At 68.9% G+C, this 24,344-nt stretch carries 24 protein-coding genes and 4 pseudogenes; 23 read left to right on the top strand and 5 right to left on the bottom strand.

The window, feature by feature from the left end; translation table 11 throughout:
* Window positions 1-14: 14 nt before the first annotated feature.
* Window positions 15-221 (bottom strand): helix-turn-helix domain-containing protein, encoded by a 207-nt coding sequence (locus DVK44_RS27835; RefSeq protein WP_114663034.1) that lies wholly within the window; start codon window positions 219-221, stop codon window positions 15-17.
* Window positions 222-1,235: 1,014 nt separating this feature from the next.
* Here DVK44_RS27835 and cutA point away from each other — a divergent pair.
* Entirely contained in the window at window positions 1,236-1,562 is a 327-nt protein-coding gene (cutA, locus tag DVK44_RS27830) for a divalent-cation tolerance protein CutA (protein WP_114663032.1), read from the top strand.
* A gap of 56 nt (window positions 1,563-1,618) precedes the next feature.
* Here cutA and DVK44_RS27825 read toward each other — a convergent pair.
* A pseudogene (locus tag DVK44_RS27825) lies at window positions 1,619-2,011 on the bottom strand (transcriptional regulator); the annotation flags it as partial.
* Window position 2,012: 1 nt separating this feature from the next.
* Between DVK44_RS27825 and DVK44_RS27820 the strand changes: the two are divergent.
* Window positions 2,013-2,354 (top strand): annotated as a pseudogene (locus DVK44_RS27820) (transposase); the annotation flags it as partial.
* Between the two features lie 137 nt (window positions 2,355-2,491).
* Window positions 2,492-2,872, top strand: a pseudogene (locus DVK44_RS37380) (tyrosine-type recombinase/integrase); the annotation flags it as partial.
* 32 nt (window positions 2,873-2,904) lie between these two features.
* Here DVK44_RS37380 and DVK44_RS27810 read toward each other — a convergent pair.
* Window positions 2,905-3,609: an HAD family hydrolase gene (locus tag DVK44_RS27810; protein ID WP_114663030.1), complete on the bottom strand. Its 705-nt coding sequence runs from the start codon at window positions 3,607-3,609 to the stop codon at window positions 2,905-2,907.
* Complete coding sequence (locus DVK44_RS37985) at window positions 3,606-5,099, bottom strand: helix-turn-helix transcriptional regulator (RefSeq protein ID WP_114663028.1); 1,494 nt, start codon at window positions 5,097-5,099, stop codon at window positions 3,606-3,608. Before DVK44_RS37985 ends, DVK44_RS27810 begins: the two co-directional genes overlap by 4 nt.
* Before the next feature lie 350 nt (window positions 5,100-5,449).
* Between DVK44_RS37985 and DVK44_RS27800 the strand changes: the two genes are divergently transcribed.
* The 11 genes and pseudogenes from DVK44_RS27800 to DVK44_RS27750 all read left to right on the top strand — a co-directional run bounded on the left by DVK44_RS27800 (window position 5,450) and on the right by DVK44_RS27750 (window position 15,592).
* Window positions 5,450-6,037 carry a DUF6624 domain-containing protein gene (locus DVK44_RS27800; RefSeq protein ID WP_228447402.1) on the top strand — a complete coding sequence of 196 codons (588 nt, stop codon included), beginning with the start codon at window positions 5,450-5,452 and terminating at the stop codon, window positions 6,035-6,037.
* 87 nt (window positions 6,038-6,124) lie between these two features.
* A complete protein-coding gene (locus tag DVK44_RS27795) occupies window positions 6,125-8,029 on the top strand; it encodes a glycoside hydrolase family 15 protein (protein WP_114663026.1) in 1,905 nt (634 codons plus the stop codon).
* On the top strand, window positions 8,026-9,366 hold the full coding sequence (locus DVK44_RS27790) for an ATP-binding protein (RefSeq protein WP_228447401.1): 1,341 nt from the start codon (window positions 8,026-8,028) through the stop codon (window positions 9,364-9,366). Before DVK44_RS27795 ends, DVK44_RS27790 begins: the two co-directional genes overlap by 4 nt.
* A 2-nt stretch (window positions 9,367-9,368) precedes the next feature.
* The gene (locus tag DVK44_RS27785; protein WP_114663024.1) at window positions 9,369-9,797 is read left to right on the top strand and encodes a roadblock/LC7 domain-containing protein; all 429 of its coding nucleotides are present in this window, start codon (window positions 9,369-9,371) and stop codon (window positions 9,795-9,797) included.
* Window positions 9,794-10,147 (top strand): DUF742 domain-containing protein, encoded by a 354-nt coding sequence (locus DVK44_RS27780; protein WP_181957546.1) that lies wholly within the window; start codon window positions 9,794-9,796, stop codon window positions 10,145-10,147. The genes DVK44_RS27785 and DVK44_RS27780 overlap by 4 nt, the downstream gene beginning before the upstream one ends.
* Entirely contained in the window at window positions 10,125-10,745 is a 621-nt protein-coding gene (locus DVK44_RS27775) for a GTP-binding protein (RefSeq protein ID WP_162794077.1), read from the top strand. Before DVK44_RS27780 ends, DVK44_RS27775 begins: the two co-directional genes overlap by 23 nt.
* Entirely contained in the window at window positions 10,742-11,956 is a 1,215-nt protein-coding gene (locus DVK44_RS27770; RefSeq protein ID WP_114663022.1) for a cytochrome P450, read from the top strand. The genes DVK44_RS27775 and DVK44_RS27770 overlap by 4 nt, the downstream gene beginning before the upstream one ends.
* 11 nt (window positions 11,957-11,967) lie before the next feature.
* Window positions 11,968-13,200, top strand: a pseudogene (locus DVK44_RS27765) (cytochrome P450 family protein); the annotation flags it as partial.
* Window positions 13,186-13,710 carry a LuxR C-terminal-related transcriptional regulator gene (locus tag DVK44_RS37365; RefSeq protein WP_228447686.1) on the top strand — a complete coding sequence of 175 codons (525 nt, stop codon included), beginning with the start codon at window positions 13,186-13,188 and terminating at the stop codon, window positions 13,708-13,710. The pseudogene DVK44_RS27765 and the gene DVK44_RS37365, both read left to right, overlap by 15 nt.
* On the top strand, window positions 13,707-14,942 hold the full coding sequence (locus DVK44_RS37835) for a DUF6624 domain-containing protein (RefSeq protein ID WP_331461638.1): 1,236 nt from the start codon (window positions 13,707-13,709) through the stop codon (window positions 14,940-14,942). The genes DVK44_RS37365 and DVK44_RS37835 overlap by 4 nt, the downstream gene beginning before the upstream one ends.
* 20 nt (window positions 14,943-14,962) lie before the next feature.
* Complete coding sequence (locus DVK44_RS27750; RefSeq protein ID WP_114663018.1) at window positions 14,963-15,592, top strand: helix-turn-helix transcriptional regulator; 630 nt, start codon at window positions 14,963-14,965, stop codon at window positions 15,590-15,592.
* A gap of 196 nt (window positions 15,593-15,788) precedes the next feature.
* Here the strand turns inward: DVK44_RS27750 and DVK44_RS27745 are convergent, their stop codons facing one another.
* Entirely contained in the window at window positions 15,789-17,189 is a 1,401-nt protein-coding gene (locus DVK44_RS27745; RefSeq protein WP_228447400.1) for a tetratricopeptide repeat protein, read from the bottom strand.
* 216 nt (window positions 17,190-17,405) lie between these two features.
* Between DVK44_RS27745 and DVK44_RS27740 the strand changes: the two genes are divergently transcribed.
* The 9 genes from DVK44_RS27740 (at window position 17,406) to DVK44_RS27700 (ending at window position 24,343) form a co-directional block, all read left to right on the top strand.
* On the top strand, window positions 17,406-17,816 hold the full coding sequence (locus DVK44_RS27740) for a 6-pyruvoyl trahydropterin synthase family protein (protein WP_114663016.1): 411 nt from the start codon (window positions 17,406-17,408) through the stop codon (window positions 17,814-17,816).
* On the top strand, window positions 17,813-18,559 hold the full coding sequence (locus DVK44_RS27735; protein ID WP_114663014.1) for a 7-carboxy-7-deazaguanine synthase QueE: 747 nt from the start codon (window positions 17,813-17,815) through the stop codon (window positions 18,557-18,559). The genes DVK44_RS27740 and DVK44_RS27735 overlap by 4 nt, the downstream gene beginning before the upstream one ends.
* A gap of 50 nt (window positions 18,560-18,609) precedes the next feature.
* Window positions 18,610-19,236 (top strand): GTP cyclohydrolase I, encoded by a 627-nt coding sequence (gene folE / locus DVK44_RS27730; RefSeq protein ID WP_114663012.1) that lies wholly within the window; start codon window positions 18,610-18,612, stop codon window positions 19,234-19,236.
* A 50-nt stretch (window positions 19,237-19,286) separates the two neighbouring features.
* Window positions 19,287-19,814, top strand: coding sequence for a phosphoribosyltransferase (locus DVK44_RS27725; protein ID WP_114663010.1), 528 nt, complete (start codon window positions 19,287-19,289; stop codon window positions 19,812-19,814).
* Window positions 19,804-20,583: a thymidylate kinase gene (locus DVK44_RS27720; protein WP_228447399.1), complete on the top strand. Its 780-nt coding sequence runs from the start codon at window positions 19,804-19,806 to the stop codon at window positions 20,581-20,583. The genes DVK44_RS27725 and DVK44_RS27720 overlap by 11 nt, the downstream gene beginning before the upstream one ends.
* Window positions 20,573-21,610: a radical SAM protein gene (locus tag DVK44_RS27715; RefSeq protein ID WP_114663008.1), complete on the top strand. Its 1,038-nt coding sequence runs from the start codon at window positions 20,573-20,575 to the stop codon at window positions 21,608-21,610. Before DVK44_RS27720 ends, DVK44_RS27715 begins: the two co-directional genes overlap by 11 nt.
* Window positions 21,607-22,713, top strand: a complete 1,107-nt coding sequence (locus tag DVK44_RS27710) for a DegT/DnrJ/EryC1/StrS family aminotransferase (RefSeq protein WP_114663006.1) — start codon at window positions 21,607-21,609, stop codon at window positions 22,711-22,713. Before DVK44_RS27715 ends, DVK44_RS27710 begins: the two co-directional genes overlap by 4 nt.
* 80 nt (window positions 22,714-22,793) lie before the next feature.
* Window positions 22,794-23,549 (top strand): nucleoside/nucleotide kinase family protein, encoded by a 756-nt coding sequence (locus DVK44_RS27705; RefSeq protein ID WP_228447398.1) that lies wholly within the window; start codon window positions 22,794-22,796, stop codon window positions 23,547-23,549.
* A complete protein-coding gene (locus tag DVK44_RS27700) occupies window positions 23,546-24,343 on the top strand; it encodes an HAD family hydrolase (RefSeq protein WP_228447397.1) in 798 nt (265 codons plus the stop codon). The genes DVK44_RS27705 and DVK44_RS27700 overlap by 4 nt, the downstream gene beginning before the upstream one ends.
* Window position 24,344 lies beyond the last annotated feature (1 nt).

Here is a 24,344-nt window from a genome sequence, read left to right as displayed (position 1 = left end):
CCGACGACGGGAGTTCAGCAGCGTGGCCGCGACACTGTGACCGACCTACCGGTGATGAACTCCTCCAGCCCAGCAGCGGGAACACGGACGCGGGAGCGGCCCACTCCAGTACGCAGGTCGACGACCGGGAGCTCGCCAGCGGCGATGAAGCGGTAAACGGTGCGCCGGTTGACGTCCAAAGCGGCGGCAACTGCGGGAATGGAGAGCAAACGTGCAGACATGAAAGGGTCCTTGAGAATGGGGAGACATGGGTCTGCCCCTGAGCGAGCAGATCTCTGTGTCGTTGAGCGCCTCGCAGTGCATGAGCAGAACGGTGCGACCGACTGCGTTCGCTTCAGCTCCACCGCCAAGCGCAGCTGAAGTGCGAACTCCTCAATGGTCGCCACGATCGCCGGTTTGGCTAACCGGCGATCGTCGGCTATGTTGCGCGCCACATGAGCGCAGGGCCGGGATCACGCCGTCCGTGACAAGCGCCAGCAGGCCGTCGCCTGCGGGGCGATCGAGATTGACGCCGCAACATGCTCAGGAGTTCCAATAGCGCGCGATGTGGAGCGTTATCGCTCCGGGGTGTGCTGCCACGCATGCAAGTACAGCCCTATCGCGGCGTGTAACCGCGCTGGAGGAGATCCTCGCCGAGCGGGCCAGCAGCATAGAGGCATACGCACAGCCTGCTGGCCACAACACCATCGCCGACCGTCGCCTGACCAGACCAGGTATGCAGCGCGCCGAGCGCGAAGAGGGAAGGGGGAACGGAGCGAATGGCGGAACTCGACAGAGGGACCTCCTTCATAGATGCCCAGCCAAGCCAGTCCGGTGTGATGAGAGACCGCGAACCAGCCTCTCCCTTTGCCATACCCGCGCAATTTCACTATCTGACCAGGATATTTTCCGGAACGTTGTACGTTGACATAGCCCTGGCGTAGCTATCCAGTCTTTTACAGCTATTTCCTGTCTGCTGTGGGCGAATGCATACCAGCAGCCGCCTGGAACCCTCCCACCACGAACTCTTTAATGCGTGAGGCGTGCGCCGATACCTGCATCACAAAGCCTTTCCCCGGCCTCGTCGATGAGAGGATCTTCGCCTTGGCCCCAAACCAACGAACCACCCGGACGATGGGTTATCGCCTGAGCAATCCGGGTGGGTGAGCCCCACCTATCCTCACCGATAATGCCGCTCGTCGCCATGCACTGGACACTGGGTAGGGTCGCGGTACCCGAGCTGGAGAGGTAGTTGCATGACCCACGAGATTGTGATCGCGCAGACAACCAGCGCTGATGAGGATCAGGCGAAGGCGTTGGCCCGGGGGGCGGTCGAGAGCAAGCTGGCAGCGGGCGTTCATATCGACGCGCCGATCATCGCCTTCTACTGGTGGAAGGGGAAGGTCGAGACGGCGCAGGAGTGGCGGATCTCCTATATGACTACGACGGACCGCCTCCCGGCGCTGGAGGCGTGGCTGCACGAGAAGCACCCGTACGACGTCCCCCAGTGGATCACACTGCCAGTGAGCGGTGGTTCAGAGGCGTACCTGTCCTGGGTTGCTGATGAGACGGCGCAGGGCTGAGGAACGACGGGCCGTACGACGGCGTCCTGAGCTTGCCCGTGTACCGTGCGACGGGCTCAGGATGCGAGCCGCCGCAAGTGGACGGCAAGGTCCAGCTCGCTGTCGGGAAGCGCAGCTGCGATAGTCGTTGCTCGTTCCTTGCCCATCGTGTTGGCTTTGGCCTGTGCCGCCGCGGCGAATTGGCGTGCCACGTAGACGCCTTGGTCTATGTCGCCTCCTCGCAGTAGGGCCGAGGCCAGATCGCCGAGGACCACTACGCCCCCGTCCGGCAGTTCGTCTCCGAGGCGGACGACTGCGGTGTCGGCTGTGGAAGTGAGTTCCGGGCGCCGCAACTGCCCGTATACGGAGAGTGCCAACGAGTCCATCCGGTAGGGGGTCACGAACCGGACCCATGCCTGCTCACTGGTGTGGTCCGCGAAGTCGTAGGCGAAGCGCGCTCGGTCCAGCGCCGGCCAGCAGTTCCCCAAGGTCAAACGGATGCTCCTCGACGCCAAGGACGACCTGACCGCCTTCGCCGACTTCCCCGAACGACACTGGAAGAAGATCCAGTCGACCAACCCCCTGGAACGGATCAACAGGGAAATCAAGCGCCGGATCGACGTCGTCCAGGTCTTCCCCAACGACGACGCACTGCTGCGACTGATCACCGCCGTCCTCTTCGAAATGCACGACGAATGGATCGCCTTCCCCCGCCGCTACCTCCCCGAAGGAAGCATGGACCAGCTCTACCCCACCGAGCGCCCAGAAAGCGCCCCCGCACTACCCAACACCACCAACACGACCGCCACTTGATCGGCTACACCACTCGACGGGACATGACCGAGGCCGCCGCGGTTAATATCCAGAACATCGTAGCGGACGACGCCTGCCGCATCACGGAATAGGTCAACCAGACCACCAAAACGTACGGTCCACTCAAACACCGAAAGCGCGGCGAGTACCGTGATGTCCCACTTCCTCTACGCGTAAAGGAAACTATCGAGCGCTACGCTGAAAATCACGGCACCACCGATGGCTACCTCTTGCGAAACCCCAAGGAAACAACTCGTCCGTTCCCGCCGTATCTTCTGCAAAACCAGTGGCAGCGACTTAAGAAGGCAGAGCAACTCGCCATCCCTGAAGAGGTTGTCATCTACAGCCTCCGCCACTTCTTCGCTTCAAACTGCCTCGGCCACGGCATCCCCATCACGGACGTAGCCGAATGGATGGGACACAGAAGCATCGACGTCACGTTCAAGATCTATCGGCACCTCACGCCCGGGACTCTCACGCAGGCAGCAAAGGTGCTGGACATGGACCTGATCGCTTGAGCCAGAGACTGCTGCTACCTCTCGCCGGCTGCTCAAGCCTTCACTTTGGCAATGAGCCTGAGAAGTAGGTCCACGTCAGTGAGGTCCGCGATGACGTGGTCGGCGCCTGCTTCGGCGAGGTGTTCGGCCGAGGTTGTACCGGAGGCCACGGCAATGATGTGGGCACCCCCTTCGACCCCTGTTCGGACATCTTGCAGCGAGTCACCGATGATGACGGTGTTCCCCCGGTTGAACTCGTGCTTGCACTTTCGCCCAGCTCGCCGCTGCGCAGTGCTGACCAGCGCCGGCCGATGCGGGTTGTCGGACGCGTAGCCGCCGACTTCGATATCAACGTAGGTGACCAGACCGAGTGCTTCCAGCTTGATCCGGGCGCTCTCTTGAAGATTTCCGGTAACGACAGAGGGGACAAGCTGCGGGGATCGCTGCACGGCCGTGAGCGCTGCGACCGCTCCAGGCATCAGACGCCCCTCGGTACGAAGCCTGTCGCGGTGATCGCCGAGACGCTTGGGCAGCAGATCAACGATGCGGTCGGTGAACTCGTCGACCTGGTCCGGCGGCACACTGTTGGCGAGGAGGAGTTCACGTACCGCCAAGGGCATGGTGATGCCCGTCCCCTTTCGCGGTAGAACTTCCGGTTCCCGTCCGACGACTGATTCGAAGACTTCGCGGTAGACGAGGCGGTCGATGTCGCCGACATACAGGAGCGTCCGGTCGATGTCCCACAGAACGAGGATCATGTGGCGCTGCGTCCCTTCATGACGGCCTGGCCGCGTTCCAGGAGTGCCCGGGCCGGAGCAGCGGTGTCGAAGTGGCGGGCTTCCTGGAGCATGGAGTGGAGGTGTTCGTCCAGGCGGGCGGAGTGGACGCCGTTGGCGAGGGTGAGGACTTCCTGGGCGGTGGCGCAGCCGGCGTCGGCGTCGCCCGCTCTCATCTGGGCAGTTGCGGCGCGGGTCAGGAACTGTGCGTGTGTTCGGGTCTCGTCCCGGCTCAGTACGTTGCGGGCGGCGGCGAAGGACGCGGCGGCTTCGGCGGGTCGGCCGAGGTCGAGGTAGCAACTGCCGGTCTGTCCGAGGATTTCGCCCTTGTTGATCCAGTACAGCCAATGGGGATCGTCCTCGCCCGGTCCGCGTGCGTGCTGCTCCTCGGCTTCCGCGAGGGCGGCGAGGGCGTGGCGTTCTTCGCGGAGGCGGGCGTGACCGCGGGCTTGGCGGGTGAGGAGCATCGCGTGGAGAGCCGGTGAGTCCTGGTCGGCGATGCTTTGCCGTGCGGTGCGCGCGGCGGTGACAGCGCTGCGGGGGTCTGCTACGGAGTAGCCGTGGATGGCGAGGTAGGAGAGGGCTCCGGCGCGGAGACGGGAGTCGCCGGAGGCATGAGCCGCGCGCAGGGCACCGAGAAACAACTGCTGAGCCTCTGTGTGTGCTCCACCGTCGAAGGTGAACCATCCGGTCTGGATCGCGGTGTCCGCTGTCACGGCCGCAAGCCGCCGGCCCGTCTGTTCGTCGTAGGTGCCGTGCTTCATGAGCCGGAGCAGCGCCTTGAGGTGTTCTCTCGCCGTGTCCACCAGGGTGCCGCTGCCGCTGCTGGCGTCCATCAGGCGCAGCACGTCCGTCGTGCTCTGCAGGGAGTCGATGAGCGGCGCGATCACCCGTACACCGTGAGGTGACATTGCGGCCATCGCCTCCGCAGGCGCGACGGCGGACTGCAGAACATATTGCGTGAGTCCTGCTCCGCCCAGGGCGGCCAGAACACTGCGGCGCTTCATGACACCTCCGGCAGCAACTTCAAGTGACGTCACCATACGATCCGCCGTCCACGGCAGAGCGGGGTCCAGAGCGTCTGTGGCTGCCTGTGGCGCTGCTCCTCCGAAGGGCGTCAAGAGCAGGGGGCGCATGTCTGCGGGCATCCCGAGGCCGTTGAGGAAGTCGACGATGACATCGCGGCTTCCCAACTGCTTACGGCCGTTCTCCAGGTCGGAAATGTACGACTGGGTAAGACCGGTCAGGGACCTGACGGCCATTTGTGAGAGGCCGGAGCGCCGGCGCAGGAGTCGCAGAAGCTCACCGAACTCCCAACCAGCCAGGGCCCGATGAACCTGTTCGTGCCGCCACGCCGTTTCAGGGATGCTTGGTGCGGCGTCTTTGCGGGAGCATGGCGCGCACATTCGGTCGGGGTTGTACTGGCTCAGCGGATTTCCACACTCGCTGCATACACGGTTTGACGTCCTCATCGGGCACCCGCCGCACTGTCTCAAGACCAACTAAGCGTCCACAAAGGCTAGAGGCAAAGGTGGTATCGCTGTAGCGATATCGCTCCAGCGATGCCTGTCGAGATTCAGCGCCCCCACACTCTTGTCCCACACCTAGCGGCTCCGCAGGGTGTCGATGAACTCACGCAACGCAACGCCCGGGGAGGCTCTGTGATCGCGTACGCCGGACGCCACCACGTCGCCCTCGGAGCACGAGGACGAGCCGCGGCGCGGTTGCGTGCTGTCTGCTGGCTGCCGCGGGTCCGGCGAATTTCGCGTCGGCCGGTTCCCCATGTCCCGATCGAACCAAACGCGCCGAGGAGGCGATTCCCATGTTCCGGTCCATCGAGGAGGTTCTGGCCGGCCCCACCGTGCCGTCTGCGGATCTCAGTGCTGCTCCGTCGGAAATGGGAGCGCTGCCGGATCTCCCGGCGCGGCTTCTCGCGCTGGCCGGGGAGGACGAGCGCCTCACCCGGGCAGCATGCGCTTTGCCGGCGGCGGCTGCCCGGCGCCGGGCTGTGGCCTTGTGCCGGGCCGACCATGGTCGTGTGCTGCGCTCAGTGGTGGAGGTGTCCGGCTGGCCGACTTCCTCGGTAGTCGGGGAGAACGCGTCGATCGCGGCGCTGCAGATCCTCCTTCATGCCCAGGACCCGGGGCTCCTTCTTTCGTGCCGGCCGCTCATCGCCGAGGCCGTCGCGGAGAAGAGCACCCCCGCGATCCATCTGGCTTACGTGGACGACGCGTGCGCCGTCCAGCAGGGACGCCGGCAGACCTACGGCACACAGATCGACCCGCGTCTCCTGCGCCCATACCCGGTCGAGGACGCCGACACCGTCGACGAACGCCGCGCGGCTGTGGGGTTGCCGCCCCTCGATACGGCGCTCAACCAAGTCCTCGGCGTTATGAAGCGTCCGCGATAGCGCTGCTCCCGCACTTCTTCCAACCGCCCTCCTGCCATTCTCACCCGCTCCGCCCGTCTTCCGGGCGATCCACGGAGATCTGAAACGATGAAGCGCCTTCCGCGTATCGAGCAGTACGGCCTTATCGGGGACATGCAGACCAGCGCGCATGTCTGTGACGATGGCTCGATCGACTGGCTGTGTCTGCCCCGCTTCGACTCGGCGGCCGTCTTCGCCGCCCTGCTCGGCACCCCGAAGCACGGCGCCTGGCAGATCAGCCCGGCCCCCGCCCGCGGACCTGTCCCGGCCGTTGCCGCCAGGCGCGCCTATCGTGGCGACTCGCTCGTCCTCGAATCCGAATGGAACACGCCCTTCGGTAGCGTCCAGGTGGTCGACTTCATGCCGCCCCGCGACGGCGCGCCGCAGCTCATCCGGATGGTCGAGGGGCTGACCGGCGGTGTGCCGATGGTTTCGGCGTTGCGTCCGCGTCCGGGTTACGGCCGTGTCAGTCCGTGGATTCATGAGGATGGCGGGCGGATGGTCGCCGAGGCCGGCTCGGATGCGCTGTGGCTCGACTCCTCGGTGGCGAAGGCCGAGAAGGACGGCTGCATCGTCAGCACGTTCACCGTGGCCGCCGGTGAGAGGGTCGCGTTCACGCTGAGCTGGGGCCCGTCCCACGCGACTGCGCCGGAGATCCCGGACCCTGATGCCGCTCTGGCCTCGACGCTCGCGTTCTGGCAGGGCTGGACGGCGCAGTGCACTTACACCGGGCCCGACCGGGAGGCGGTTGTACGGTCTCTGGTCACGTTGAAGGCGATGACGTACGCGCCGAGCGGCGGGATCGTGGCGGCGCCGACCACGTCGCTGCCCGAGGAGATCGGCGGCGCTCGGAACTGGGACTACCGCTACACCTGGCTGCGCGACGCCTCCACCACCCTGGCCGCACTGCTGGGCACCGGTTACCGCCAAGAGGCGGAGGCGTGGCGGCGGTGGCTGCTGCGGGCGGTGGCCGGTGACCCGGAGAACCTGCAGGTCATGTACGGGGTTGCCGGGGAACGTGATCTGCGGGAGCGGGTGCTGCCGTGGCTTCCCGGGTACGAGGGCTCGGCTCCGGTCCGGGTCGGCAACGATGCCGCGGACCAGCTTCAGCTCGACGTGTACGGCGAGGTGGTCGAGACCCTCTGCCTCGCGCACGAGCGCGGTGTGGCCCCCTGCGGGGACACGGCCGCGCTGCACCAGCGGCTCGTGGGGCACTTGGCGGAACGGTGGCAGGAGCCGGACGAGGGGATCTGGGAAGTCCGGGGGCCGCGCCGGCACTTCGTGCACTCGAAGGTGATGGCGTGGGTGGCGGTCGACCGGACGATCCGTCTGGCCGAGGCCGGTGCACTGGACGTTGATCTGTTCGCGTTGGTCGAACTTCGTGAGGCCATTCACCACGAGGTCTGTACCGAGGGTTTCGACCCGGTGCGCAACACCTTCACCCAGTCCTACGGTTCCGCGGAACTGGACGCGGCCCTGCTGCTGATCCCCCGGTCCGGGTTCCTCCCGCCGGACGACCCGCGGGTCATCGGCACCGTGGAGGCGGTTCGCCGGGAGCTGTCCACCCCGGACGGGCTCGTCCGGCGCTATCAGACCGCCGGTGGCCGTGCCGGTGTGGACGGGCTCGCCGGGGATGAAGGGGCCTTCCTGCTCTGCTCGTTCTGGATGGTCGATGCCCTCGCGCTCACCGGCCGCACCGGCGAAGCCCGAGAGCTGTTCGACCGCCTCCTGGCGCTGCGCAGTGGTCTCGGGCTGCTGGCCGAGGAGTACGACCCGGTGGCCGGGCGGCAGCTCGGGAATTTCCCGCAGGCGTTCAGCCATATGGGTCTGATCGAGAGCGCCTTGCTGCTGGAGCGGCTCGCCCCATCGCCCTCGCCTGGAGCCGACGTCCTGGTGGCTCCGCGCCATTCCTTCGACCGTCGTGTCAACGCTGACGCCTCCAGGGCCGCCACGACGCTCGCGAGGACCCGATGATCACGCTGACACTCACTCTCGCCATCTTGATGGCCGTGGCCGGTGCGGTGCTGGCGGCGTACTTCCGGCATACCTCGCGTCGCGCGGAGCGCAAAGCCGCGCTGTCCCAGGAGCGGGCGGAGAGACTGGCGTGGCAGTTGGGGGCGGTCGAGGGGTTCGTCGGGTATGTGGCGGACACCGTGGTCCCGGCCGCGGCGGTGAAGGCGCGGACCGGACGGTCGTACCGTCCCGATCTCGCGGCGCCGTCGCAGCTGGCAGGCACTCCGATTGCCGGCGCCATCGGTGCCCTCGCCGGTCAAGTCGCCTCGGTCATCGCCGTATCCGGGCAGCAGGCCCAGAAGGCGGCTGAGGAGCAGCTTGCCCAGGCGCGGCGGGATGCTGATCAGCGGGTGGCTCTGGTGCGGAGGGAGTCGGGGGATGTGGCGCGGGCGGCGGTGCGTGCTTTCGCTTCCAGTACGGTGCAGCGGGCGTCGAAGCTGAGTACGCAGATCAGTGCCGGGGTGCGCCGGCATGTGTCCGACGAGGCGTACGAGACGCTGGTCGAGATCGATCACCTGGCGCAGCAGATGCTGCTGACCGCCTCCGGTTATGCCGTTCTGGCCGGGGAGAAGCTGTCGCGGCGCCATCCGGTGACCGTGCTCACCGATGTTGTCCGCTCTGCCATGGGGCGTGTCGAGGGCTATCAGCGGGTGCTGCACCCGGAGATGGACTCTCTCGCGGTGGAGAGCCGTGCGGTGGAGGCGGTGGTCCATACGCTGGCGATTCTGCTGGACAACGCCTTGCGGTACTCGCCTCCCAATGCCCGCGTCCATGTGTCGCTGGAGCACAGCAACGGCGCGGTGTTCCTGGTCGTGGACGATGCGGGGCTGCGGATGGAGGACGAGCGGCTGAGCTGGGCGCGCAGGGTGATGGCGAGCGCGGAACGCGACGACATCACCGCTCTGGGCGCCTACCCCCAGACCGGACTACGCGTGGCCGCCATACTCGCCGCCGGATACGGATACCGCGTCGAGGTGACGGCCCCGAACGTCTATGGCGGCACCCGGGCCTTCCTCGTGCTCCCCCAGAACCTGCTCACCACCCCGCCGCCACCGCCCGTACCGACCCCGCCGACGCGCCAACAACCGACTCCGGAGCCGGAGCCGGTGGTGTCCTCCACCACCGCGAACGGACTCACCGTCCGCCAGCGCCCCGCGAAGCCCGCCGCTGCATCGCCTGGAGTTTCTGTTGCCCCGTCGGTGGGTCCGGGGCGGCCGGAGGTGTCGGTGGCCTGGCTGGAGGGCTCTCGCCGGGGCCGCGGGATGCCGAGCAACTCTCCCGAGACCGAAGGACGTTGACGATGGATACGACCAGTAACACCCTGGGCTGGCTGCTGGACGAGCAGCTCGGCACGGTCGAGGGCGTCCGGTATGCCGTGCTGATGAGCAGCGACGGCCTGCTCCGGGCCCGTACCAAAACCCTCAGCCAGGAGGACGGGGAGAAGTTCGCCGCGCTGACCGCTTCGTTGCGGGCTTCGGGCCGGGCGTGGGACGAGTTCACCGGCGGTGGCGGTGTGCGTCAGCAGATGATCGAGTCCGTCGAGAGGATCGGTCTGACGACCGCGGCCGGCCGGCACACGATGCTGTCGGTGTGCACCACCGGGCCGCACGCGGACATCGGTCTGATCAGTCAGCACATGGCGCAGCTGGCCGTGCAGGTCGGTGAGCGCCTGGGCACCGAGGAGCGCGGGGTGCCGGAGGCGGACGTGGACGGTGGCCCGGTGGTATGAGCGGGCCGCGGCATGACCCGGACATCGTCAGGCCCTACGTCCGTACGGGCGGGCGGGTCCGGCCGCGCCGCGATGTGCGGTTGGAGAGTGTGGTGATCGCCGCGGCCGGCCCGGTAGCCGATCTGGGGTCCGATGCCCGCCTGGTGATGGGTTTGTTCGCTGTTGGGCGTGGTGGGCTCGCGGTCGCGGACATCGCCGCCGCGCTGCGGATGCCGCCCTCCACGGTGCGGATCCTCGTGTCCTTCCTGGTCGACACCGGCCACCTGACCAGCCCGGTCGCCGCCGCCCTGGGCCGGCCCGAAACCGATCTCATGCGAAGGGTCCTCGATGGCTTACGAGAACTGGTCTGACCGGCCCGTCGCCTACGTGCCCGCCACGGTGACCGAGTCCGCCAAGATCGTGGTCGCCGGCGGCTTCGGCGTGGGCAAGACGACCCTCATCGGCAGCGTGTCCGAGGTGACCCCGCTGCGCATGGAGGAACCCCTCACCGTGGACAGCGCGGCAGTGGACGACCTGAGCGGAACCCCGGGAAAGACCACGACGACCGTGGGCATGGACTTCGGCCGCCTCCACATGGCAGGCGGACAACTCGTCCTCTACCTGTTCGGACTGCCGGGACAACTCCGGTTCCAGCCGCTCTGGGAGGACCTCGCCGAAGGCGCCCTGGGCTGTCTGATCCTCGCCGACACCCGCAACCTCGACGCCTGCCACGGCGCCCTCAGCCTGCTCGACACACGCGCAACCCCTTACGCCGTCGCGATCAACACCTTCCCCGGCGCCCCGGTCTACGCGGAGGCCGAACTCCGCCAGGCCCTCGCCCTGGATCCCGGTACGCCACTGACCACCTGCGACGCCCGCGACCGCACCTCCTGCCTGTACGCCCTCATCACGCTCATGGAACACCTCCTCGCGCACCGCACAGCCGCACCCCAGGAGCCCCCGCGATGAACACCACCAGCACCGAACCCCCCACCGGGACGGACCGGATCCCTCTGCACGTACCGGAGTTCGCCGCCGACCCGCACGCCGCCTACGAGCGGATGCGACGGACCCACGGCGCCCTGGTGCCCGTCGAACTGTCCCCTGGCATCCCCGCGACGCTGGTGATCGGCTACCTCCAGGCCCGCCGTATCCTCAACGACCCGCTGCGCTTCCCCGCCGACCCCCGCGTATGGCAGCAGCAGGTCCCCGGATCCTGCCCGGTACGGCCGATGATGGAGTGGCGGCCCAACGCCCTGCGCAGCAGCGGCGGCGAGCACTACCGCTACCGTTCCGCCAACACCGCCAGTATCGACGCGGTCGACCAGCACGAACTGCGGGCCCTCGTCGAGAACGTCGCCGACTCCGCCATCGCCACCTTCCGGACAGCCGGGCGCGCGGACCTCGTCTCCCAGTACGCGTTCCCGATCGCCTTCCGGGTCCTGAGCACCCTGCTGGGCTGCCCCGACGAGATCGGCGCCCGCATCGCGGAGGGCATGGCCGCCATCTTCAACACTGCCGACGCGGACCGTGGAAACCAGGTCCTCGGACAGGCTGTTGCCGACCTCGTCACACTGCGCCGCCACCAGCCGGCCGACGACATCACCTCCCGCATGATGGCCCACCCCGCACACCTCGACGACCAGGAGATGGCCCACCAGCTCGTCACCCTCTACGGCGCGGGTATCGAGCCGCTGACCAACCTCATCGTCAACACCTGCCGGAAGATCCTCACCGACGAGAACTTCTCCGCCGCCCTCCACGCCGCCCAGTTCCTCGTCCGTGACGCTCTCGACACCGTCCTGTACAGGGACCCGCCGCTGGCGAACTACTGCATCACCTACCCGCCCTACCCGGCCGATGTCGACGGGACCCTGCTCCCCGCCCACCAGCCGGTCGTGATCTCCATGGCCGCCTGCAACAACGACCCCGAACTCACCCGCGGACTGCCGCCGGGCGCCATCGCGGGCAACCGCGCCCACCTGGCCTGGAGCGCCGGCCCGCACACCTGTCCGGCGCGTTCCCACGCCTACCTGATCGCCGAGACCGCCATCAGTCACCTGCTGGACGCCTTCCCGCAGATGGACCTCGCCGTCCCCGCAGGCGAACTGCGCTGGCGCCCGGGCCCGTTCCACCGCGCCCTGGAGTCCCTCCCCGTCGTCATGCCCGCCACCCGTTGAAGGAGCCCCTCGTGTCCGAGCAGCCGATACTCGTCCTGGACCCCACCGGTGCGAACCACCACGCCGAGCACCAGGCTCTGCGCTCACGCGGTCCGGCCACCCGGGTCGACATCCTCGGCGTCACCGCCTGGTCCGTCTCCGACCCCGCCCTCCTCAAGCAGCTCCTCACCAGCCCGCAGGTGTCCAAGGACGGCCGCGCCCACTGGCCGGCCTTCGCCGACACCGTCCCCACCTGGCCGCTCGCCCTGTGGATCGCGGTCAACAACATGTTCACCGCCCACGGCGGAGACCACCGACGGCTGCGCCGCATGGTCGCCCCGGCGTTCAGCGCCCGCCGCGTCCAGGCGATGCAGTCCGCCGTCGAAGCGATCGTCACCGCCCTCCTCGACGACCTCGACACCCGTCCGGCCGGGGAGAGCATCGACCTGCGCGAGCACCTCGCCTACCCGCTGCCGATCGCGGTCATCGGCCGGCTCGTCGGCGTCCCCGACGACCAGCGCGACAGCTTCCGTGCCGTGGTCGACGGAGTCTTCGACACCACCCTCACCCGCGACCAGGCCGCCACCAACACCGCCGCCCTCTACAACCTCCTCGACCAGCTGATCGCCGCCAAACGCACCGCGTCCGGCGACGACATGACGTCCTTCCTCATCACTGCCCGCGACGACGAAGCCGAGGGGGACGGCAGCGGTTTCACCGATGATGAGCTGCGCGACACGCTGCTGCTGATGATCAGCGCGGGGTACGAGACCACCGTCAACGGAATCGACCACGCCACCACCGCCCTGCTGGCCGACCCCGAACAGCTCGCCCACCTCCGCGCCGGCCGCGCCGACTGGAACGACGTCGTCGAGGAAACACTCCGGCACGAACCCGCCATCAAACACCTCCCCCTGCGCTACGCCCTCACCGACATCCCCCTCCCCGACGGCCAGACCATCCTCCGCGGCGAGGCGATCCTCGCCTCCTACGCCGCCGCCAACCAACACCCCCACTGGCACGGCGAGAACGCCGACCGCTTCGACATCACCCGGCCCACCAAAGAACACCTCGCCTTCGGACACGGCGTGCACTTCTGCCTCGGCGCCCCACTCGCCCGCCTCGAAATCGCCACCACCCTCCAACTCCTCTTCGACCGCTTCCCCGAACTCCAACTCGCCGTACCCGCCGAGAAACTCAAGCCACTGCCCTCCCTGATCAGCAACGGACACCAGACCCTCCCCGTCCACCTGCGACCCGCCACAAACCAGACCTCCAACCCGACCGCGAAGACCCGTGCGGCCGGCGCCGCCACCATCACACTCACCCCGGCCGAACAGCGCGTCGCCGAACACCTCGCGCTCGGCCTCGCACCCCGCGACATCGCCACCGCGGCACACCTCTCCCCGCACACCGTCAGGAGCTACATGCGCACGCTGCGCAGAAAACTCCAGACCCCACCTCGCTGCGCACTCCACGTCCTCGTACACACCCTCCTCACCACGGGCCAGATCACCCCGCCCACCACCACCAAGCCGACTCCCGACCTCTCCCCGGCGGAGCAGCTGCTGCTGCGGGCGGTCGCCGAACACACCGATCCCCACGACATCGCCCGAGCCGCCCGCATCGCCCCCGCCGACGTCAGCACGCAAGTCGACGCGCTGCTCACCAGGACCCGAGCCTCCGACACCACCCAGCTCATCGTGCTCGCCCACGCCTGGAACCTGCTCGGCACCAGCCACAACAAGGCACCCTCGGCCGGAGCAAACCGATGAGCACCGCCAGTCCCCCGCACCCGCACGAACCACACCTCCGGATACCGCCCGCAAACAGCGCACGGATCCGGTCGCCGTACGAGATGCGTCCCCTGCGCACCGCCGCCGAACGCGCGGAAGCCGACGCCCTCGTCGTCGGGGACAGCCTCGGCCTGGTCACGCACCAGCGTCTCCCTCTTCTCTCCCAGAGAGACATCCCGGGGCTCTTCCGTGACGAGGGGAGCGCGCCCGTGGGGTTGTTCGAGGACGACGGTGTCCTGCTCGGCTGCCTGATCCCCGATCAGAAGCCGAACCTCGCACACCGGGGCATCGCCGGAGCCGGACCCAGCTTGTTCCTCCACCACGTCCACACCGCCCCGGACCGATGGGACAGCATCATGCGCCTGATCACACTGTGGGCCTCCGACTACGCCGCCCGCCTCGAACTCTCACGCATCCGCGCCGAAGCCCCCGCCCACCGGCGTGACCTCGACGCTCTTCGCGACATGGGCTGGGAATCCTGCGGAACCGGCCCCGGAACGGATGGAGAGCCGACAATCCGGCTCGAACTCCGGGCCGAGCCGCGCCCCCGGCTCACCTCCCTCATCCGCTGCACCGTCTCCCCAGAACCACGCCCCGCCGAACCGCTACCGGAGCGCGCCATGACCACCACCCCGCCCCTGCACCCGGACCTCGCCCGGGAACTCGTGACCCGCGCCGAGCAGTCGACCGAGCGCTGGTCCCGGCTCGTCCGCGACCAGCTCGACGCCATCCACCTCGGCCAGCGCCGGCACGCCGACCACGCCAACGCGGCCGTCCTGCGGCGCATCCTCGCCGACCACGGATGGCCCGGCCACCACCTCGTCGGCCCCGACGCGAGCCGAGCCGCGTGGCAACTCGCCCTGCGCGCCGACCACGACCCGAACTTCCAGCACCTGGCCGCCCGGCTCCTCCACCGAGCCGTCAAAAACGATGACGCCCCCACCACGCAGTGGGCACACCTCCACGACCGCGCCCTCGTCAACAACGGCCACCCCCAGGAATTCGGCACGCAATACCGCATCGCAGCCGACCATCTGGAGCCGCACCCCATACGCGAACCGGCCGACCTCGACACCCGACGGACGCGCGTGGGCCTCCCACCTGCCGCCACCGCGCTGCACGCCCTCCGACGCCGCCTCGCTGACACACCGGAACACACCGACTCGACAACCGACACAATCATCCTCACCGCCCTGGCCGACGCAGCATGAGCCTCTCCCCCCACAACGGGATGGAAAGCCGTACGTCGGTGGGAGTACGCGCTCGGGATCCGGTTTCCCAGGCGGGAGTCAGCAGCCAATTGCGCACCAGCCCGGAGGTGAGCCTGCTTGCCTCCGACGACGAGGAACTCACCCCGCAGGTGGTCGTCGTGGTGGTGGATGTGATCGACGAGGAAGCACTGCGCACGCTGCGCGCCATTCAGCGCGGCGGTACCGCGCGCGGAGTGCTGGTGGCCACCGAGATCGACGAACAGAAGCTGGTCAGCGCGGCGGAGTGCGGCGTGGCCGGAGTCGTACGACGCTCGGAGGCGACCCCGGACCATCTGGCGCGGGTCATCGTCTCCGTGGCAAAAGGCGAGGGATATGTGCCCGCCGATCTTCTCGGCCGGCTCCTGGACCAGGTGGGACGGTTGCAGGGCCGAGTCCTCGGTCCGCGCGGCCTGTACTTCGCCGGCCTCTCCTCAAGGGAGAAGGAAGTCCTGCGACTTGTCGCCGAGGGATACGACACCTCGGCGATCGCCACGCGACTCGCGTACTCCGAACGCACGATAAAGAACGTCCTTCATGACGTCATGACCAGGCTCCAGCTGCGAAACCGGTCCCACGCGGTCGCGTACGCACTACGGCACGGGCTGATCTGACCCCGGGCACCACGCAAGCGACAAACCACAGCACTGACGAACACCTTGGGTCATACCGGAGCAAGCCGGAATGCCGAGCCGCTCTGGGCAATGCCCCACATCTTGTCCGTACCTGGCGTGAAAGGAGACAGCTCCCGTGAGTAGCCGTTCGGTGCGTCCGGCGCTGTCGGTGCGGGATGTCCTCCGCGCTGCGCGGCTAAGCGGCCGTCCCGTCGGTACGAATCGGTGCCGGAAGGGCGCGCAGGCGCTCGGCCAGTTCGGCTCCCGGTCCGGCCGTCGTCGTGGTGAGGAGACACCCAAGACGGGTGAGACGGGTGCGGGCGGTGGCCCGCAGCCGCGCGGGCGGAATGAGGTCAAGTACCTCCAGTGCGCGGCCAGCTGCCTGATCGGGGGCGTCGCGGGCTTCGGCGAGTGCGAGGACGAGGGTGGCTGCGACCCAGCCGGGGGTGTGGGCAGGTGCTGCCGCGAGGGACTCGTGGGCCACGTCGGCGGCCCGGTCGTAGCGCTCCAGGGTCAGGTGGGCCTCGGCGACGTGAAGGCGGTGTTCGGCACGGTCGTAGCCGAAGCGGCCGGGCATCTCCGTGGCGGAGCGCATGATCTCGTCGCTTTCGCTGACGACGTCGTCGGCTTCCGGGGCGCGTTTGAGGGCAGCGAGCGTGGGCAGCAGGGCCCAGCCCAGGAGCTGCGCGCGGCGCAGGCCCTCGGGGGCGTGCTGAAGACCGTATTCGGCGTGCCTGCGGGCATGGTTCCAGTCCTTGCGGGCGGTGGCGACCATGGCCAACGCCCCGCTGGTCCAAGCCGTCAGCGCCGGCTCCTGGGTGGATTCGCCGAGGGCGCCCGCCAAGGTGAGATGGGTACGGGCTCCCGCGCGGTCGTCCAGGTGGTAGGCGAGGTTACCGAGAAGCGCGGACAGCCATCCGACCTGCCGCCGAAGGCCCTGAGCGGTCTCGCGGTCTGCCGCTGCCACCGCGGTCGACAGCAGGTTGCGGGTTCCCCGGACCTCTTCGAGCAGGACCGCCGGCGGGTGCTTGCTGTAGTTGAGGGCGTAGTGCTCGACGGCCGCCTCCGCCAGGGTGACGACGGCAGGGGAGCCTTCTGGCGCGTCCAGGACGGCCCACTGCACGGATTCGCGGATGGCGGGCAGCCCGCTGGCGGTCGTCATGGGGGCCTTTCGGTCGGTGATCGTCTCCTCGCGCTGGTGCTGACCGTAGTGGAGCGGCGGCGGGGATGCGCAGGTGCTGCACCACAGACAGCGTGTCTCCAGGGCAAGCTGGTCAGGGCGAGCCCCGTACGCACGGGAGATCATCAACCGGTACTCGTCGCCGGGCTCCTCCTGTCCGTGCTCGTACCGGCACAGCATGGCCGGCGTCAGCCCCGCCGGCAGCAGCCCGTCGGTCCGGTAGACGGCGGCGACCTCACGGATCGCCTGGGGCCGCGACCACCCCAGCGCGAGGCGCCATGCCTCCAGCGCCGTCAGCTCCGGCAGCGCCGTCCGGAGGGTGGTGACGATCCGTTCCTGGGTGTGCCCGTCACGCTGGCACTGAGCGCGGATCCGGGACGCCTCCCGCTGGATCTCCGCACGACGACCTCGGGTCACTCCGCCCACTGCCCGGCCCTCCACCCCTCCGCCACGTCCCTGGCCCGCCACAGTCCATGTGGACACCGGACGGGCATTGCGCAGACCCGTCAATGTTCCTACGAAAAAGCGGCAATGACGGTTGGTCAGTCGCACATCCATCGTGAGGGGCAGCGTCTACCGCGCGCTGAACTTCCCGCTGATCGCCGCCTCGTCCCCGACTCACGAAGGAAGATCATGGATCTCAGCTCCGTTCAGCTGCCGCCCGGTGCCTTCACCATCAGCAAGAAGTTCGGATTCGAGGCGGGCCACCGGCTTGCCGGGCTGGCGCCCGGGCACAAGTGTGCCCGACAGCACGGCCACAGCTACGAGGTCGAGGTCGTCCTGACCGCTCCGGTCCTGGAGGAGCCCGGCTTCGTCACGGACTTCGGCGCGCTCGCCCCGTTCAAGGAGTTCCTGGCCGTCGAGCTGGACCACCGCAACCTGCACGAGACCCTTCCCTTCGAGCCGACTTCGGAGCGCCTGGCCCAGTTCCTGGCCGGCTGGTTCATCCAGAACCTTGAGCCCGAAATCCCCGGCCGTCTGGTCGCTGTCCTCGTCCGCGAGACGGCGAGCAGCTGGGCCCGCTTCGATGTGGAGGAGCGGTGACTACCTCCGAGCCGGTCGACATCGACCTGGCGGCAGGGGACGCCGCGTTACGGCTGATCGTCGCGGAATGCTTCGGCGTCGAAGTGCCGACCTTCCAGGGAGAGGGCCCGAGTTGCGGGCACCCGGCCCTGTTCATCCGCTTGTCCCGGTGCAATCTCACCTGCACCAAGTGCGATACGAAGTACACCTGGGACTGGTCCCGGTTCGACCCGCGCAAGGAGTCGACGAAGCGGACGGTAGTGGACCTCTTGGCCTGGGCCACGTCCTCGCCGGTCGAGCTGGTCGTCATCACCGGAGGGGAGCCGCTGCTCCAGCAGACGCGCCTGGTACCGCTCGTCCGTGGACTGCTGGCCGCCGGGAAGCGGGTGGAGTTCGAGACGAACGGCACCCTCGCGCCCATGCCCGAGCTGGCGGTCGATGGAGTCCTCTTCAACGTGTCGCCCAAGATCACCAGCTTCGGCATGGACGAGGCAAAGAGCGTGGTGCCCGCCGCGCTGGAGGCGTTCGCAGCGTCCGGGCGGGCGGCGTTCAAGTTCGTCGCGTCCTCGGTGGCCGACCTCGATCACATCGCCGAGCTCGCCAACGCCCACCGCCTCGCGCCGGTGTGGGTGATGCCCGAGGGCACCACCGCAGAAGCAATCACCGCAGCGACCCGGGTCCTCGCGGACGCCGTCTCGGCACGGCACTGGCACTTCACCACCCGGCTCCACGTGCTCGCCTTCGCCGACGCACGAGGCCGCTGATATCCCGCCCTGCCCCTCCGTTCCCCAGTCCCTGGAAGCGAGAGAAGTTCATGACGACCTCCGTCACCGGCCCTGAGGCGGCCCTGAGCACCGCCGTACCCACACCCGCCCGGCCCACGCCGAACATCGACACCGATCGGATCGCCGGCCTGATCACTCAGCTCCTGGTCGAGCTGGGCGAGGACCCCACCCGGGACGGACTGCTCGGTACCCCGGGCCGCGTCGCGGCCTGGTGGAACGACTTCCTGTCCCCCGACAGTGCCGCGACCACCACCTGCTTCACCGAGTCCCAGCTGAACGGTCAGCTGGTCATCGTGAGCGGCATGAACGTCTGGTCACTGTGTGAGCACCACATGCTGCCCATGAGTTTGCAGGTCACCGCCGGATACATAGCGGACGGCGAGGTGGTGGGCCTGTCGAAGTTCGGCCGGATCGCGCAGCACGTCGCCGGCCGGCTCCAGGTCCAGGAACGCTTCACCCGCCAGGTGTTCGCACACCTCACCGACGTGATCGGGCGCGAGGACGTCGCCGTCCGCGTACGCGGTACGCACCTGTGCATGAGCATGCGGGGCGTGCGGATGGATGCTGCCCGCACCACCACGCTGCAGGCCGGCGGCCGGTTCGAAACCGACCCCGTGCTCTTCCAGCAGTTCCTCACCCTCGCCGCCGCCCAGTGACGCTCTCCCAGGTCCCGGCGGGCGAGTTGACCGAGAAGGAGGTAGAGCAGATGGCACCGTCGTCGACTCCGTCGATACGTGCTGACCGGCCCGGCCCCACGTATGTGACGTGGGACGACCTCGCCGCCGCGACGGGGGCCCTCGCGCACCAGGTGACGGCCGCAGGGACGCCGCAGGTGGTGGTGGGCATCGTCCGCGGCGGCATGATCCCGGCCGTGTGGCTCGCCCACCGGCTCGCGATCCGCGACGTGCGGACCGTCGAGGTCACCCGTACCACCAGCGACGGCATCAACGCCGCCAAGAGCACGCTTCCCACCGCCCGGAACCCCGCGTCGCTCGGCGACCTCACCGGCCTGGACGTGCTGCTCGTCGACGACATCGCCGGCAGCGGCGTGACCCTCGACCTCACGACCCGGATGATCCGCGACCTCGGCCCCGCCCGGGTGCGCACTGCGGTCCTCGCCGTGAACCGGACCAACTGGACACAAGAACCCGCCCCCCACCACCACATCGACTACATCGCCTCACTGACGGACACCTGGGTCGTCTTCCCCTGGGAGGCGCATCATGAGCGCTGAAGTGGAGTCCCGCGCCGGGCACGCCATGGATCGGAGCGAGACGGAGGGCATGATGGCCCCCATCGTGCCCGGTCCCCGTGCCGCTATCTGTCGTGTGCGGCCACTGTGGGTGAGCGTCGAGGGCCTCAACGGGGTGGGGAAGAGCGAGGCGATCCGTACGGTCGCGGCCGAGCTGGGCCCGCGGTGCATGCGGCTGAGCGAATTGACGGACAAGGACGGTGACACGCTGCCCGGCCAGGTGATCACCGCTCTCGCCTCGACGGGGGACGTCTTTCTGCGGGCGGGGCATCCCGTCGTCGAGACCCTGGCCTTCCTCGCTCTGAAGGTCCGCGAGTACGAGCGCCTGAGCAAGGGCGACTTGACCGGTGTCGAGGTGATTCTCGAAGACCGTGGGGTCGACAGCACCGCCATCTACCAGGCGGTGATCCTGGCCGCCCAGCACCCGGGCCTGCAGCCTATGGCGCTGGCGGAGCGCATCCTCGCGACGATGGCTCCGTGGCGTCCCACCCCCGATGCGACGGTCCTGCTGACCGGCGACCGGGAGGTCGCCACCAGCCGGTTCGCCGCCCGGACCGGCCGGGTGCTCGCCAACCGGGATCTCGTGGTGATCGAACAGGCCGAGGTCCTCTACCGCGATATCGCCCTCACCCACCCGGAGCGGTTCACCGTCCTGGACGTGAGCGGCTACAGCCGGGCCGAGAGCGCGAAGGCACTCCGGGGTGCCGTGGAGGACCTGATCCAGCGGCGGGAGGCCGTCCATGCGTCGTGACATCACACTCCTGTGGGGATTGCGCTCCCGCTGTGCCGTGGCCTGCCTGTACTGCTACTTCGGCACCGTGGAGGAGCACAAGGTCAGCCCGCCCAACCAGTTCGGCATCCTGTCGCACATCTCCCGCAATGACTTGAGCCGGGAGGCGATCACCGCGTTCGCGCGGACACTGGAGGGCTCCCCCGTCGAGCGGGTCGTCATCGCGGGCGGCGAGCCTCTGGACTGGCCCGCCGCCTTGGACCTGATCGAGATCATCAAGAACGCGGGATGCGAGGTGGTCATCGCCACGAACGGAATCCCCCTCACCCGCCCGGGCATCGCCGAACGTCTCATCGAGTTTCAGGTCGACGGGGTGTCGGTGTCCCTGGACAGCGTGGACCCGGCCTCCAACGACCGCCTGCGGCCGTCCCGCTCCGGGAAGTTCGGCCACGCCGACGTCGTGGCCGGCATCCAGGCACTGCTGAGGGCCCGCGGCACCGGACCGGTGCCGCGGGTCGGGATCTACAGCGTGGTGATGAAGCCGGCGCCGCAGGAGATCACGGAGGTGGCGCGGCTGGGCGCAGAACTCGGCGTGGACTACTTCGTGCCGCAGCCGATCTCCCTGGCACCCGACCACAAGCTGTTCGACGAGCTCGCGCACACCCCCGAGGACACGGTGACCGTGGCCCAGGAACTGGCCCGCCTGCTAGCTGACCCGGCGGGCCTGGCGGTTCCCTCGCCCGGCTCCATGCTGCGCTTCGTCTCCGCGATCTCCACCCAGGCCGGCGGTCGCGTGCGGGAGTGCTTCGGCGGGGCGCAGCTGTTCTTCGTCCAGCCGGACGGCTCGCTGTGGGACTGCCCGTCCGATCGCCGGATCGCCGCGACCCCCGCCGAGCGGCGGCGGACGATCGCCGGGGCAGATGCCCGGACGTTGTTCGACGGGCGTCCCGTGTGTACGGACTGCTCTCACTTCAGCCGGGACTGCGTGAACATGTGGCCGCTGGTCCTGGACATGCCGCGCCTGCTCAACAAGGAGGCCGGCCGATGAGCCTTCCCCCGCCCCCCGACACGGCGCCGCTGCTGCGGGAGGTGGCCGCCTGTCTGTCGGCCATGCCCGACCTTGCGGGCTCCGGCCATCTGCGGATGTTCGAGGAAGAAGCCGCGCGCAGGCTCGGCATCGCTCACGCGGTCGCCGTGTCCTCGGGCACCGCTGCCCTGCACGCCGCGTTGTCCGCCTGCGGGATCGGACCGGGGGACGAGGTCCTCGTCCCGGCGCTGACCGTGATCATGACCGTGGCACCTCTTCGCGCGCTCGGGGCAACGCCGGTTTTCGTCGACAGCGACCCGGCCACCTTGGACCTGGACTACAAGGATGCGGCCCGTAAGGTCACCGCGCGGACGCGTGCGATCATCCCGGTCCACCTGTGGGGCCGGATGGGAGACCCGGGCTCCCTGGCAGCGTTCGCGTCCGAGCACGGACTCGCCGTCGTCGAGGACGCGGCCCAAGCCGTCGGCACGGCGCGGAACGAACAGTCGGCCGGCATGGTCGGCACGGCCGGCTGCTTCAGTATGAAGGACGGCAAGATCCTGTGGAGCGGCGAAGGCGGGTTCCTCACCACGGACAGTGGAGTGGTCGCCGCGCACGCGCGCGCCTTCCGGAGCCACTGGCAGCCCGCCCCGCCCGGCGAAGCCCCCTTCAGCCGCCTGGCCACCAACTCCCGCCTCGCCGCCCCCTTGGCCGCTCTCGCCCTGGCCAACCTCCGCCGACTCCCTGACCTGATCGAACTGCGCCGCGCCCAGACCCAATACCTCCTGACCGCCCTGGAGCAGGTCCCCGGACTGAGTGCTCTTACTCCCTCCGCCGGTGAGGAGTGGAACGGCTTCTCCCCACTGCTCCGCATCAAGCTGTCCGGCCCCCGGGCGTTCGCCGAACATCTCGCGCAGCAGGGAGTGCCGAACTCCACCGGCAGCTTCCGGCTCGTGCCCTGCGACACCCGATCCCCATTCCCCAGGCCGGAGCAGCCGTGCCGCGGCACGGCCGAGATCCTCGACCGCACGCTCGCCGTCGTCCTGACCGAACGCGACACCCAGGCAACCCTCGACCACTACGCCGACGTCATCGCCCGCGCCACCGCCGCGTGGGCACCGTGACCGCCGCACACCTCCGGAACAGCCGTTCCGGCGCCCTGTCCTCGTCTCCGAAAGGAGCACGCCACGTGACGATCACACCGTTGAGCCACACGTGTACCCGCGGCCCGCTGATCTCCGCCGAGGGCCTCAACGGCGTCGGCAAAACCTACTTGACCAACCGCGCCGTCGAAGCCCTCGACGAGAAGCCGCTGATGCTGGACGAGTTCTCCCAGCGGGCCAACGGACGCCCCGGACTGGGCGAAGCCCTGCTCCAGGCGCTGCGCGAGGCCAGCACCGGCGACCCGTTCCTCCGCGGGGGCACCCCCATGGCCGAGGCACTCCTCCTGATGGCCATCAAGCGCCACGACCTCGACACTCTGCTCCCCGACCTGGCCCGCGGACGCACAGTCGTCGAAGGTCGCAGCGTTGACACCACGGCGGTGTGCCAGGCGCTGCTGCTGCACCCCGACCACCCGGACCGGGCTCTTGAGACCGCCCTGGCCCTGCTCGACCTCGCGTCTTCCTACCGGCCGCTGCCCGACCTCACGATCCTCGTCACCGACGACGCCGACCAGGCCCTGGTACGCGCGCAGCGCCGCGACCGGCGGGTCTTCACCACCGAGCAGGCGACGTTCATGCGCAAGGCGTGCGCGCTGTTCGAACGGGTCGCCGCCACCGATCCGGCCCGCTACCGCGTCGTAGACCGGCGTATCACCGACGAGTACGAGGCCGCCGCGCAGATCCGGGACTGGATCGGCAGCGCCGGACCCGGCCTGGACTGCCTGCGCGAACCGTGGATGGGCGAGGGCGCGCCGTGCATGTGCTGCGGACACCGCGCGGAAGAGGTGCCGGCGTGAGCGAGACGGCCCTCCCACCGGGCAGCCCGATCCCCGCCCTCGACGAAAGCTGCTCGCCAGACGTCCCCGACGGCATCCTGGCTGTGATCTTCGATTTCGACGGAACCCTCGCCGACACGACGGCCCATCAGGAACAGTCGCTGCGCGCGGCGCTCCAGCCGTACGGGCTCGACCTGGACGCGGACTGGTACCGCCGGAACTTCGGCCTGTCCATCCACGACCTGCTCGCCGCGCTGCCCGGCGCACGGCAGCTGCCCCACGACGAGATCATCCGCCGCAGCCGCGCCCACCTCCTGGCCCACCTGCACACCATCTCCCCCATCGCATGCAGCGTGACGCTCCTGCGCGCGGCGCGCCGCGCCGGACTGCCCTGCGTCGTGGCGTCCGCGGCCAGCCGCATTCTCGTCCATCCCGGGATAGAAGCCCTGGGCCTGAGCCACGAGTTCGCAGCTGTTGTCACCCGGGAGGACACGGCGCGCGGCAAGCCCGCCCCCGACGTGTTCCTGGAGGCTGCCCGCCGCATCGGCGTCCCGCCGGAGCGCTGCCTCGCCGTGGAGGACGCCCCGGACGGTATCGCCTCCGCGCTCGCGGCCGACATGCACGTACTCAGAGTCATCGACAGCCACCTGGCCCCCATCGGCGAAGGCACCGAGGACACCGCGGGCCTGCCTTCAGGATCCGGAGCACCGTTGCCGCGCGGCTGCGCGCGCGGGCAGGCCGCCGACCGCGAGACGGCCGCCTGCCCCAGCCCCACATCCGTCCCCGCGCCACTCACCGCCGATTCCGACCGGTGAC

The sequence above is a fragment of the Streptomyces paludis genome (assembly GCF_003344965.1).
Lineage (GTDB): Bacteria > Actinomycetota > Actinomycetes > Streptomycetales > Streptomycetaceae > Streptomyces > Streptomyces paludis.
The sequence above is the reverse complement of the archived record's forward strand: the minus strand, read 5'-3'. Positions and strand labels throughout refer to the sequence as shown.